The sequence below is a fragment of the Sphaerisporangium sp. NPDC051017 genome, assembly GCF_040683095.1.
Taxonomy (GTDB): domain Bacteria; phylum Actinomycetota; class Actinomycetes; order Streptosporangiales; family Streptosporangiaceae; genus Sphaerisporangium.
The window spans coordinates 17,348-29,326 of record NZ_JBFBCI010000057.1; the positions used below are offsets into that span (position 1 = coordinate 17,348).

Below are 11,979 nucleotides of genomic sequence, written 5' to 3' on the forward strand. Positions count from 1 at the left end.
GGGAAGTACCATGTCTTATGCGGATTGTAGCGGTCTACTCGGTCTCTTGTCCGTAGTGGAGTGGGGCTCCCTCCGGCTTCGTGACATACGGTCATGGTCATGGACGTACGCCCCTTCTGGCTCGCCGGTTCCCCCGCCCTGGGCGAGGCGGAGCTCACGGTGACCAACCCCCATGACGGCCGCGTCGCCGGCATCGCCTCCGTGCCGACGCCCGAGCAGACCGAGCGGGCCGTGGCGGCCGCGCACGCGGTCCGCAAGGAGGCCGCCGGCCTGCCCATCCACGTACGCGCCGAGGCCCTCGCCCACGTGTCCCGGCGCCTGGCCGAGCGCGCCGAGGAGATCGCCGCGCTGATCAGCGCCGAGAACGGCAAGCCCATCTTCTGGGCGCGTGGCGAGGTCGGCCGCGCGGTCGCGACCTTCCGCGTCGCCGCCGAGGAGACCCGCCGCTTCAGCGGCATCGCCCAGCGCCTCGACACCGAGCCCGCCGCCGCCGGTCGCCTCGCCTACATCACGCGGCAGCCGCACGGTCCCGTGCTGGCGATCACGCCGTTCAACTTCCCGCTGAACCTGGTGGCCCACAAGGTCGCCCCGGCCATCGCCGTCGGCGCGCCGGTGATCGTCAAGCCCGCGCCCGCCACCCCGCTGTCGTCCCTGCTGCTCGGCGAGCTGCTCGCCGAGACCGGGCTGCCCGAGGGCATGTTCTCGGTCCTGCCGGTGCCCAACGACCGCGCCGGCTCCCTGGTCGAGGACCCGCGCCTGCCGGTGGTGTCGTTCACCGGCTCCGGGCCGGTCGGGTACGCCATCAAGGACCAGGTGCCGCGCAAGCACGTCACGCTGGAGCTCGGCGGCAACGCCGCGGCGGTCGTGCTCGCCGACGCCGACCTGGACTGGGCCGCGAGCCGTGTCGCGCTGTTCTCCAACTACCAGGCCGGGCAGAGCTGCATCGCCGTCCAGCGGGTGATCGTCGAGGAGTCCGTGCTGGACGCGTTCACGCCCAAGCTCCTCGCCGCGGTCGACTCTCTGGTCGTCGGCGACCCGGCCGACGAGAAGACCCAGGTCGGGCCGCTGGTGTCGGAGCAGGCCGCCGAGCGGGTCGAACAGTGGATCGCCGAGGCCGTCGAGGGCGGCGCCCGCGTCCTGGCGGGCGGCGGCAGGGACGGGGCCACCGTCGCGCCGACCGTCCTCGCGGACGTGCCCGCGGACGCCAAGGTCGTGTGCGAGGAGGTCTTCGGCCCGGTGCTGGTCATCCAGCCGGTCGCCTCGGCCGACGAGGCGTTCGCCGCCGTCAACGACTCGAAGTTCGGCCTGCAGGCCGGTGTGTTCACGCGCAGCCTCGACCTGGCCTTCCGCGCGAACAGGGAGCTCGAGGTCGGCGGGGTGATCATCGGCGACGTGCCGTCGTACCGCGCCGACCAGATGCCCTACGGCGGGGTCAAGGAGTCCGGCATCGGGCGCGAGGGACTGCGCTCGGCGATGGAGGACTTCACCTACGAGAAGGTGATGGTGCTCACCGGCCTCGTCCTGTAGGGCCTCCCGCGGCCGGGCCGCCGTCCGGATCGCCCCCGGGCGGCGGCCGCCGTGCCGCACTCAAGGTGTTGCTCAAGGTGTGCTCAGGCGCGCTCGGCCGTCTCGAACAGCCGCCGCGCCTCGTCGCCGAAGTAGGGGCCGTACATCGTGCCCGGGTCGTCGCTGTACTTGAAGCTGCTGACCGACGTGACCACGCCCCGGCCGGTCGCGGAGTCGAAGGAGCTCAGCCAGGGACCGCCACTGGAGCCCGCAGTGAGGTCGCAGCGCATGCCCTGGTCCCCGGTCTGGTCGTGCGGGTCGCCGTGCAGCCCGCCCGAGCAGTAGACGAGGTGCTCGCCGTCGAAGGGCGGGTCGGCCGGGAAACCGAAGCCGAACGCCCGCATGCCGCGCGGCCGGCCGAACCCGATGTCCTGGCCGCCCACCACCTCGTTCAGGTGGCCGCGCTCCGAAGCGTTCAACGCGATCATGGCGAGGTCCTGGCTGTCGTCGCCCCGCCGCGACCACGCCTCGGGCACGAACATGCGCCGGGCCGTGAAGACGCCGTACGGCCTGCGCCCGGACTCGTAGCCGGGGACGAACGTCCAGTTCTCGGCCCACGCGCCCGCGCCGTCCTTCGCGCAGTGCCCGGCCGTGACCACGACGTCCAGATTGCGGCTGCGCACCGCGCCCGCCGAGCAGACGTAGTCGACGCCGCGCATGGTGAGGAACACCCGGCCGGTCGTGCGCGTGACCGTGCCACCGGCCGCCCACCGCGCGCCGGTGACGCCCACGCCCGCCCCGCTCGCGCCCATCCGGCGGTCGCCGGGCCTCGCGGGGACACCCGGCGGCGGACCGAGGGTCGCCCGCGCCTGCCGGAGCACCGAGGCCAGGCGCAGCGGGACGGCGCCGGACGCTAGGGGGCCCAGCGCGGAGACCGGGCCCCGCAGGCCGGCGGGCAGCGCGAGGGACATGCGCCGGGCGGTCCAGTACCCGAGCACGCGGCGCCGCTCGGCCAGGGTGCGCGCCGCCGTGTGCCCGACGACGCCGGAGGACCGCCCGGGCGCGAGCGGGGACGCCGAGGGGGCCGCGGGAGAGGAGTGGGACGTCCGTTCGTTCCTCGTGACGGCGTCCCCGGCCGCGGGGGAGGCCGCCGGGCCGCCGGGCGGGGCGTTCAGGAGCCCGGCGGCGAGCACCACGGCCAGCAGGGGGAGGATCGGGGTCATGGCTCCCGAGTCTGAACCACGTTCCGTGTCCTCGCGGATACTTTCGGTAAATCAGGTTGTGTCGGCGTTCTGGGCGGCCGTGTAGACCGCCTGGGCCTCGGGGCCGAAGTACGGGCCGAACATCCAGTAGGGCGCGAAGTTGTACTTGAAGCTGTTCACCGAGTTCAGCGTGCCCGCCCCGGTGCGCTCGTTGAAGCTCAGGAACCAGCCGCCGCCGCTGGAGCCGCCGGTCATGTCGCAGGTCAGCCCCTGGTCGGTCGAGATCAGGTAGTCCTCGAACACCCTGCCGCTGCAGTAGACCAGCCGGGACCCGTCGTACGGGCTCGCGGCCGGGTACCCGAAGGCGAACATCTGCCGGCCCCGCGCCTGGTTGAACGCCACGCCCTGCCCGCCGACGACGTCGGTGAGCGACTGGCCGTTCAGAGGGGCGACGACGGCGGCGGCCATGTCGTGGTTCATGTCCTCGCCCGCGCTCCACTGCGGGGTGGTGAGCAGGTTGGTGGCCACCCACGTCCCGTACGGGCGGGCGCCGGCGTTGTAGCCGGGGACGAAGACCCAGTTGGTGTGGAAGGCGCCGCCGAGCTTCACGCAGTGCCCCGCCGTGATCACGACGCTCTTGTTCGCGCTGGTGACGGCGGTGCCCGAGCAGGAGGCGCTGCGGCCCTGGTAGGTGAAGAAGACCCGGCCCTCGGTCTTCACGATCGCGCCGCCCGCCGTCCACGACGCCCCGGAGGAGCGGGCGGATACGACCGAGGCGGCGGACGTGGCGGTGGGGGAGGCGGACGAGGAGGGGGTGGGGGAGGCGGTCACCGGAGGCGGGGGCGTGGACGGCGTCGAGGGGACGGCGGAGGGCTCGGCGTCCGCGCGCCTCGGGGTGGCGGAGCCCGGCATGAGGGTCGTCCCGGCGCCGCTCGGAGCCACGGTCGTGCGCCCGCCGCGCGTGCGGACCAGGTCGAGGGGCTTGGCGGCGGCCATCTTCGCCGGCGTCCAGAACTTCTTCACGACGCGCTGCTCGGTCGTGGTGTCGGCCGCGTCGTGGACGATGGGCCTCGGCGTGGCGGGCGGCCTGGCGGCGCCGGCGGCCGGGGCGGTCAGCACGATCCCCGCCGCCGCGGGGGACAGGGCGAGAACGGGGATGAGACGTCGTGCCGTGCGGTGCATACGGGTCCTCCTGGTGGTCGCGCTCGCCGGGCAGGCGGAGGCGGGGCGGCGCCCGTCCGGGGCGGCGAGGCGCGTGCTTCGGCGTGCCCGGCTCCCGCTTTTCGGGTGCCGTGTCTGACGCGGGACCGTAGTGCGGCTGATTGCCGCATTTCTCGTGATTCATCGAGACAGGTATGGCGAGATTCGGGCATTGAGCTGCTGTTTTCCCACCTGTCGCTCTGGTGACCGTTCGATGGCCCTGTGGCGGAGACGGGGAGGGAACGGGGCGGGCGGGCCGATAATGGGGGCATGCAGACCCCAGTCGCGGTTCCGGACGGCCTCGCGGGCCCCGCCGACCTGCCCGGCTCGTACGAGCCCCGCTCGATCGTCGTGCTCGGTTCCACGGGCTCGGTGGGAAGCCAGGCGCTCGACGTCATCGAGCGCGAGCCCGGCCGCTTCCGCGTCGCCGGGCTGGTCGCGGGAGGCGGCAGGCCCGACCTGCTCGCGCGGCAGGTCGAGCGGTTCCGGCCCGAGGTCGTCGCCGTCGCCGACGAGCGCGCCGTGCAGGCCGTGCGCGAGGCCGTCGGCGGGGTGCCGGTGCTGGCGGGGGCCGAGGGCGTCGCCGAGGTCGCCTCCTGGCCCTGCGACATCGTGATGAACGGCATCACCGGCGCGGTCGGGCTCACCTCCACGCTGGCCGCGCTGAAGGCGGGCCGGGTGCTGGCGCTGGCCAACAAGGAGTCGCTGATCATCGGCGGCCCGCTGGTGAAGCGGGCGGCCGGCCCCGGGCGCATCCTGCCGGTCGACTCCGAGCACTCCGCGCTCGCGCAGTGCCTGTGGGCGGCCGGTCCCGAGGGGTACGACCCCGGGGCGGTGCGGCGGCTGGTCGTGACGGCCAGCGGCGGGCCCTTCCGCGGGCGCACGCGCGCCGAGCTGAAGGACGTGACGCCCGAGCAGGCCCTCAAGCACCCCACGTGGGACATGGGGACGGTGATCACGATCAACTCGGCCACGCTGGTGAACAAGGGCCTGGAGGTGATCGAGGCCAACCTGCTGTTCGACATCCCCTTCGAGCGCATCACCGTCGTGGTGCACCCGCAGTCCGTCGTCCACTCGATGGTCGAGTTCGTGGACGGTTCGACGATCGCGCAGGCCAGCCCGCCGGACATGCGGCTGCCGATCTCCCTGACGCTCGGCTGGCCCGCCCGCGTCCCCGGCGCCGCGCGGCCGGTCGACTGGACCGCCGCCCACACCTGGACGTTCGAGCCCCTGGACGACGAGGCGTTCCCGGCCGTGGCGCTGGCCCGGCACGTCGGCGCCCTGGGCGGCACGGCGCCCGCCGTCTACAACGCGGCCAACGAGGCGTGCCTGGAGGCGTTCCTCGCCGGGAGGCTGCCGTTCCTCGGCATCGTCGACACGATCGAGGCGGTCGTCGGGGAGCACACCGTCTCCCCGTCCGGGTCGGTGGAGTCGGTCGAGGAGGTCCTGGAGGCGGACGCCTGGGCCCGGGCGCGGGCGCGGGAGCTGACCGGCTGACCGGCACGGGGGGACGGTCGGTGTGCCGGGGGCGAATCCGCGATAAGTCCGGACACTTCCCGTCTAAAGCCGTGAGGTAGGGCGATGTGGCCGCTTAATGCTTGAAGGTCACTTATTCGGTTATCTCTGTGTCCGGAACCCTAGGGTGCCCGGGGTTACCTAGACTGGACGCGTCTGAGCGCGTAGCCGAGCGACCAAGGTGCTGGAAAAGATGACATCTGTTGATCTGGGGATTCCCGCGGTACGGAGCAAGCCGATCGCCACGCGGCGGGTGTCGCGGCAGATCATGGTGGGGTCCGTGCCGGTGGGCGGAGACGCGCCGGTTTCGGTGCAGTCGATGACCACCACGCTGACCGCCGACGTCAACTCCACCCTGCAGCAGATCGCCGAGCTGACCGCCGCCGGCTGCCAGATCGTCCGGGTCGCCGTCCCCTCGCAGGACGACGCGGACGCGCTGGCGGCCATCGCGCGCAAGTCGCAGATCCCCGTGATCGCCGACATCCACTTCCAGCCGAAGTACGTCTTCGCGGCCATCGACGCCGGATGCGCGGCCGTCCGGGTGAACCCCGGCAACATCAAGAAGTTCGACGACAAGGTCGGCGAGATCGCCAAGGCGGCCGCCGACGCCAGGGTGTCCATCCGCATCGGCGTGAACGCCGGGTCGCTCGACCCCCGCCTGCTGGCCAAGTACGGCAAGGCGACGCCCGAGGCGCTGGTCGAGTCCGCGCTGTGGGAGTGCTCGCTGTTCGAGGAGCACGGCTTCCGCGACCTCAAGATCTCCGTCAAGCACCACGACCCGGTCGTGATGATCCAGGCCTACCGCCTGCTCGCCGCCAAGTGCGACTACCCGCTTCACCTCGGGGTCACCGAGGCGGGGCCCGCCTTCCAGGGCACGATCAAGTCGGCCGTCGCGTTCGGGGCCCTGCTGGCCGAGGGCATCGGCGACACCATCCGCGTGTCCCTCTCGGCCCCTCCGGTCGAGGAGGTCAAGGTCGGCATCGGCATCCTGGAGTCCCTGAACCTGCGCGAGCGCGGCCTCGAGATCGTCTCCTGTCCCTCGTGCGGACGCGCCCAGGTCGACGTCTACACCCTGGCCGAGCAGGTCCACGCCGGCCTCGACGGGCTGAAGGTCCCGCTGCGGGTCGCGGTCATGGGCTGCGTCGTCAACGGCCCGGGCGAGGCCCGTGAGGCCGACCTCGGGGTGGCCTCCGGCAACGGCAAGGGCCAGATCTTCGTCAAGGGCGAGGTCGTCAAGACCGTCCCCGAGTCCCAGATCGTCGAGACCCTGATCGAGGAGGCCCTGCGCCTCGCCGAAGAGATGGGCGTCGACGTCGACCTGGACGACGAGGACGCGCCCGGCCCGGAGGTCGTCGTCCGATGACCCGACCGGCGCGGGGCGGGCGGCGTCCGTCGTCCCTCGGGCCTGTCTCCGGCGGTCCCGGCCCTGGACGGTACCGGCCTTCCTGAGCCGTCGCCGACGGGTGTATGCAGGAAGAGTGCGATTTCGGCTAGGGTCGTCGGATCTTTCCCGGACATGGCTGTCCGGCAATGCCCTGCTGGCCATCCCACTCGCGCTGATCGTCGTCATCGCGGTCGCCGACATCGTCACCCCGGCCACGATCGAGCTCAGCCCGTTGCTGGTCGCCGCCCCGGCGATCACCGCCTCCTTCGCGGGGCCCAAGCTCACCGCGCTGGTCGGCGCGGTCGCTGTCGCCGTCCAGATCCTGCTCGAATTGCGCGCCGCTTCCCTGGGCTTCGGCGGCGCGCAGACGCAACTCGCGGCACTGGCGCTGGTGTCGGCGTTCCTGGTGCTGTTCGCGACGGTCATCGACCGGCACCGCGAGGAGCTCGTACGGGTCCGGTCGGTGTCGGAGGCCGCGCAGCGGGCGCTGCTGCGGCCCCTCCCCACCCGGCTCGGGTCCCTGCGGGTGGCGTCCATGTACCTGGCCGCCGAGCGGGAGGCGCAGATCGGCGGCGACCTCTACGCCGCCGCCCGCGCGGACGGCGGCTCCCGCCTGCTGATCGGGGACGTCCGGGGCAAGGGGCTGCCCTCGGTCTCGGATGCGGCCCTGCTGCTCGGCGCGTTCCGCGAGGCCGCCCGCAGTCACGCCACGCTGCCGGAGGTCGTGCGCTACCTGGACGAGAGCGTCCGGGCCGACCTGGAGGAGCACGCCGAGGAGTCCGGCGAGATCTCGGAGAACTTCATCACCGCCGCCGTCCTGGAGGTCCCCGAGGAGCTGCCCGTGGTCCACCTGATCGCCTGCGGACACCCGCCGCCGCTGATGATCCGCGACGGGCGGATCATGGCCATGCAGGTCGCCACCCCCGCGCCGCCGCTCGGCCTCGGTGAGCTGGGCGACGCCGCCGCATACCTGACCGAGACCTTCGACTTCAAGCCGGGAGACCTCCTCCTGCTCTACACCGACGGGGTCGTCGAGGCCCGCTGCCCCGCCGGGACCTTCTACCAGCTCGCCGACCGGCTCGCCTCCTGGAGCTGTGACGGCCCCGAGTCACTGGTCGCGCACGTCCGCGACGATCTGCTGGCCCACGTCGGCGGGCGGCTCGGCGACGACGCGGCCATGGTCGCCATCCAGCGTCTCCCCGGGTGAGACACCCCGTCGCGGGGGTGTGAAGCGCCACCCAGCCCCGGTTCGGAGCAGTCCTCCCGATGGCTACAATAGGCAATCGCACGACTACGGATTGGTAAAGAACGGCTCGTGCGGGCGGTCGGGGGCGGTCCCATCCGGGAGCATCGCCTCTGTCCCAGGAGCGGAGGAGCAAGGGTGAGACGGGTTCTCGGAGTTGTCGTGGGCATGGCGGTGCCGATCGCGCTGGTCGCCGGCTTGACGACAGGGGCGCGAGGGGCGGTGGCCGCCCCTCGCGACGCGGTGACGTGGGGGTCCTGCCCCGGGTCGAAGTCTGCGGCGACAGTCGAGTGCGCGACCGTGAAGGTGCCGCTCGACCCGGCCAAGCCGAACGGCCCGGCCATCTCCCTCGCCGTCAACCGCATCAAGGGCTCCGCCTCGCACGACCAGAACGGCCTCGGGGTGCTGCTGGTCAACCCCGGCGGCCCGGGGGCGTCCGGCGTGACGCTGGCCCGGTACGTCGCGGCGGCGCTGCCCAAGGACGTCGCCGCCCGGTACGACGTGATCGGCTTCGACCCGCGCGGCGTCGGGGGCAGCGAGCCGGCGCTGAGCTGCGTCGACCCCAAGAGGCACTTCGCCGCCCCCCGCGCCGACCAGGTGCCGAAGGACGACGTCGCCGCGGCGGCGCTGGTGGCCAGGGCCAAGGCGTACGCCGACGCGTGCGGGGCGCGCTGGTCGTGGCTGCTGCCCCACCTGACCACAGAGAACTCCGCCCGCGACATGGACGCGATCCGCCAGGCGCTCGGCGAGCAGAAGATCAGCTACCTCGGCTACTCCTACGGCACCTACCTCGGTTCGGTGTACGCGACGCTGTTCCCGAACCGGGTGCGGCGGCTGGTGCTGGACAGCGTGGTCGATCCCGAGGGCGTGTGGTACGACGCGAACATCGCCCAGGACTACGCCTTCGACCGGCGTCACCGCGAGTTCCTGGCCTGGGTGGCGCGGCACAACGACGACTACCACCTCGGCCGCACCCAGCCCGAGGTCTCGGCCGCCTACGCCGCGATGCGCGAGCGGCTCGCCGCCAGGCCGGCCGGCCCGGTGGGGCCCAGCGAGCTGGACGACATCTTCACCGTCGGCGGGTACACCGACATCGTCTGGCCGCAGCTCGCCGCCGCCTTCGCCGCCTACGCCAAGAGGGGGCAGCCCGACGGGCTGGTGACGGCCTACCGGCAGCACGTCGACCACGACGCCGCTGCCGAGAACAACTACGCGGTGTACCTCGCGGTGCAGTGCCGCGACGCCGAGTGGCCCCGCGACTGGGCGCGCTGGACGGCCGACACGGCGAAGGTGAACGCCAGGGCGCCGTTCATGGCCTGGCCGAACGCCTGGTACAACGCGCCGTGCGCGTTCTGGCCCGAGAAGGGCGGCGAACCCGTCCACGTCGGCGACGCCGCCGGCCACCTGCCGCCGATCCTGCTCGTCCAGTCCCACCGCGACGCCGCGACGCCGTACGCCGGCGCGCTGCGCGTGCGCTCCCGGTTCCCGAGCGCGCGGCTGCTCCAGGAGGGCGGCGGCAACCACGGCGTGTCGCTCGGCGGCAGCCCGTGCGTCAACCGCTACCTGGCCGCGTACCTGCGGGACGGAAGTGTCCCGGGAGGCGCCCAGCGGCAGCCGGGACGCAGGGCGGACGCCACGTGCGCCGCCGGTCCGGAGCCGCGGCCGCTGCCCCCGGCGGAGCGCGGGGCCGGCCACCTGCGGCTGACCAAGGTGATCGCCGGCCAGTAGGGTCGCTTCGTTCCAAAATCGGGCCGGTCGCGTAGGCTAATGCGCGTGATGCTGCGAACATCGGCGTCGCGCGTGCTCGACGACCAGGACCGTGACGAGGTGCTCACGATCCTCGACGCGGACCCCGTCGCCAACGTCTTCGTCGCCTCCCGCGTGCGATCGGTCGGTCTCAGCCCGGCCCGTCTCGGTGGGCAGATGTGGGGGTTCGGCCCGCGCGGTGGGATGACGTCTCTGTGCTACTCCGGGGCCAACCTGGTTCCGGTCAACGCGGGACCCGAAGCCGTCCAGGCCTTCGCGGACCGCGCCCGCAGGCAGGGCCGCCGGTGCTCTTCGATCGTCGGCCCGGCGGAGGCCGTGGAGAAGCTCTGGGAGCGCCTGGAGCCGTACTGGGGCCAGGCGCGGGCGATCCGCTGGGCCCAGCCCGTCATGGCGACGTCCTCGCCGCCGCCCGTCCCACCCGACCCCCTCGTGCGCCAGGTCCGTCCCGACGAGTTCGCCACGCTGCTGCCCGCATGCGTGGCGATGTTCACCGAGGAGGTCGGCATCTCTCCCGACCTCGGGGACGGCGGCGCCCTCTACCGCTCGCGGGTGGCCGAGCTGATCCGCATCGGCCGCTCGTACGCCCGCATCGAGGACGGCCAGGTCGTCTTCAAGGCGGAGGTCGGGGCGGTGACGCCACAGGTGTGCCAGATCCAGGGCGTGTGGGTGCATCCGGACCGGCGGGGCCAGGGGCACGCGGTGGCGGGCATGGCGGCGGTCGTCGATCAGACGCTGCGTCACGTCGCGCCGGTGGTCTCGCTGTACGTGAACGACTTCAACGTCGCCGCGCGGGCCGCGTACCGCAAGGTGGGCTTCAAAGAGGTCGACACCTTCATGTCCGTCCTGTTCTGAGCGGCCGGTCCGTCCCCGGCGCCGCGGTGGAGCGGCAGGGGACGGGGAGGCCTGGCGGCGCCGGTAACCTTGGCGGGTGATCGGACTGGTGACCGCGACGCGGTACGTGACCCCGCTGCGGGAGGGCGGGTCACTGCCGGGCGTCGTCGAGGCGGATGATCTAGGCACCTATGTCGTGAAATTTCGCGGCGCCGGGCAGGGGCGCCGGGTGCTGGTCGCCGAGATCATCTGCGCGGAGCTGGCCCGGCGGCTCGGCCTGCGCACCCCCGACCTCAAGATCGTCGATCTCGATCCGCAGATCGGCGCCCGTGAGCCCGACCAGGAGGTCCAGGACCTGCTCAAGGCCAGCGAGGGCCACAACCTCGGCGTCGACTTCCTGCCCGGCGCGCTCGGCTTCGACCCCCTGGCCTGGACGCCCGACCGCGACTTCGCCTCCCGCCTGCTCTGGTTCGACGCCCTGATCCATAACGTCGACCGAAGCTGGCGCAACCCGAACCTGCTGGTCTGGCACGGCGACACCTGGCTGATCGACCACGGCGCAGCCCTGTGGTTCCACCACAACTGGCGCACGGCCGACCCGAGGCGCGCGTTCGACGCCCGCGACCACGTGATGGCGCCCTTCGCGAAGCGGCTCAAAGAGGCCGACGACGAGCTGCCCGGCTTCATCACCGAGGACCTCCTGCGCAGGGTCACGGCGCTGGTCCCGGATGAGTGGCTGGACGACGAGCCGGGCTTCGACGACGCCGCCGCCGTCCGCGACGCCTACGTCGACCACCTGCTCACCCGCGCCGCCGCCCCCCGCGCCTGGCTCCCGGAGGTGGCCGCGTGAAGGACGTCTACGAGTACGCGGTGATCCGGGTCGTGCCGTGCGTCGTGCGCGGGGAGCTGATCAACGCGGGCGTGATCCTCTACTGCCAGCCCCGTGACTTCCTGTGCGCCCGCACGGAGCTGGACGAGCGGCGGCTGAGGACGCTCGACGAGGACGCCGACGTCGAGGGGGTGCGCAGGGCGCTCGCGGCGTACGAGCGGGCCTGCGCCGGTGAGTCCGAGGCGCTGCGCGCGCAGTCGCTGGGCAGCAGGTTCCGCTGGCTGACCGCGCCGCGCAGCACGATCGTCCAGGCCGGCCCCGTGCACGCCGGGCTCACCGCCGATCCCGAGGCCGAGCTGGAGGATCTTCTCGACCGGTTGGTGCGCCGGGCCACGCACGCGCGATAGACGATCAGGGCAAGCCATCCCGGGACCGGCCGGGCACCCCGGCTCGATTCGCGCCCCCGCGCGCCCGTGCCGACGAAGGGCAAGCTCGACTCCAC

At 72.9% G+C, this 11,979-nt stretch carries 10 protein-coding genes; 8 read left to right on the forward strand and 2 right to left on the reverse strand.

Annotated elements, in window-relative coordinates:
- Positions 1-99: 99 nt before the first annotated feature.
- Entirely contained in the window at positions 100-1,527 is a 1,428-nt protein-coding gene (locus tag AB0M95_RS32425) for an aldehyde dehydrogenase family protein (RefSeq protein ID WP_363772865.1), read from the forward strand.
- Positions 1,528-1,610: 83 nt separating this feature from the next.
- Here the strand turns inward: AB0M95_RS32425 and AB0M95_RS32430 are convergent, their stop codons facing one another.
- Together AB0M95_RS32430 and AB0M95_RS32435 are read right to left on the reverse strand one after the other, a co-directional pair.
- Positions 1,611-2,729, reverse strand: coding sequence for a hypothetical protein (locus AB0M95_RS32430; RefSeq protein ID WP_363772868.1), 1,119 nt, complete (start codon positions 2,727-2,729; stop codon positions 1,611-1,613).
- A 51-nt stretch (positions 2,730-2,780) separates the two neighbouring features.
- Complete coding sequence (locus tag AB0M95_RS32435; RefSeq protein ID WP_363772871.1) at positions 2,781-3,890, reverse strand: peptidase; 1,110 nt, start codon at positions 3,888-3,890, stop codon at positions 2,781-2,783.
- Between the two features lie 288 nt (positions 3,891-4,178).
- Here AB0M95_RS32435 and dxr point away from each other — a divergent pair, with 288 nt between their 5' ends.
- The 7 genes from dxr to AB0M95_RS32470 all read left to right on the forward strand — a co-directional run bounded on the left by dxr (position 4,179) and on the right by AB0M95_RS32470 (position 11,884).
- Positions 4,179-5,405 carry a 1-deoxy-D-xylulose-5-phosphate reductoisomerase gene (gene dxr, locus AB0M95_RS32440; protein ID WP_358517353.1) on the forward strand — a complete coding sequence of 409 codons (1,227 nt, stop codon included), beginning with the start codon at positions 4,179-4,181 and terminating at the stop codon, positions 5,403-5,405.
- A 211-nt stretch (positions 5,406-5,616) separates the two neighbouring features.
- The gene (gene ispG / locus AB0M95_RS32445; RefSeq protein WP_363772874.1) at positions 5,617-6,786 is read left to right on the forward strand and encodes a flavodoxin-dependent (E)-4-hydroxy-3-methylbut-2-enyl-diphosphate synthase; all 1,170 of its coding nucleotides are present in this window, start codon (positions 5,617-5,619) and stop codon (positions 6,784-6,786) included.
- Positions 6,787-6,901: 115 nt separating this feature from the next.
- A complete protein-coding gene (locus AB0M95_RS32450) occupies positions 6,902-8,014 on the forward strand; it encodes a PP2C family protein-serine/threonine phosphatase (protein ID WP_363772877.1) in 1,113 nt (370 codons plus the stop codon).
- A gap of 174 nt (positions 8,015-8,188) precedes the next feature.
- The gene (locus AB0M95_RS32455; RefSeq protein ID WP_363772880.1) at positions 8,189-9,778 is read left to right on the forward strand and encodes an alpha/beta hydrolase; all 1,590 of its coding nucleotides are present in this window, start codon (positions 8,189-8,191) and stop codon (positions 9,776-9,778) included.
- A 48-nt stretch (positions 9,779-9,826) separates the two neighbouring features.
- Positions 9,827-10,669, forward strand: a complete 843-nt coding sequence (locus tag AB0M95_RS32460; protein ID WP_363772948.1) for a GNAT family N-acetyltransferase — start codon at positions 9,827-9,829, stop codon at positions 10,667-10,669.
- Positions 10,670-10,745: 76 nt separating this feature from the next.
- The gene (locus tag AB0M95_RS32465) at positions 10,746-11,498 is read left to right on the forward strand and encodes a HipA family kinase (RefSeq protein ID WP_363772883.1); all 753 of its coding nucleotides are present in this window, start codon (positions 10,746-10,748) and stop codon (positions 11,496-11,498) included.
- Entirely contained in the window at positions 11,495-11,884 is a 390-nt protein-coding gene (locus AB0M95_RS32470; RefSeq protein WP_363772886.1) for a DUF3037 domain-containing protein, read from the forward strand. Before AB0M95_RS32465 ends, AB0M95_RS32470 begins: the two co-directional genes overlap by 4 nt.
- Positions 11,885-11,979 lie beyond the last annotated feature (95 nt).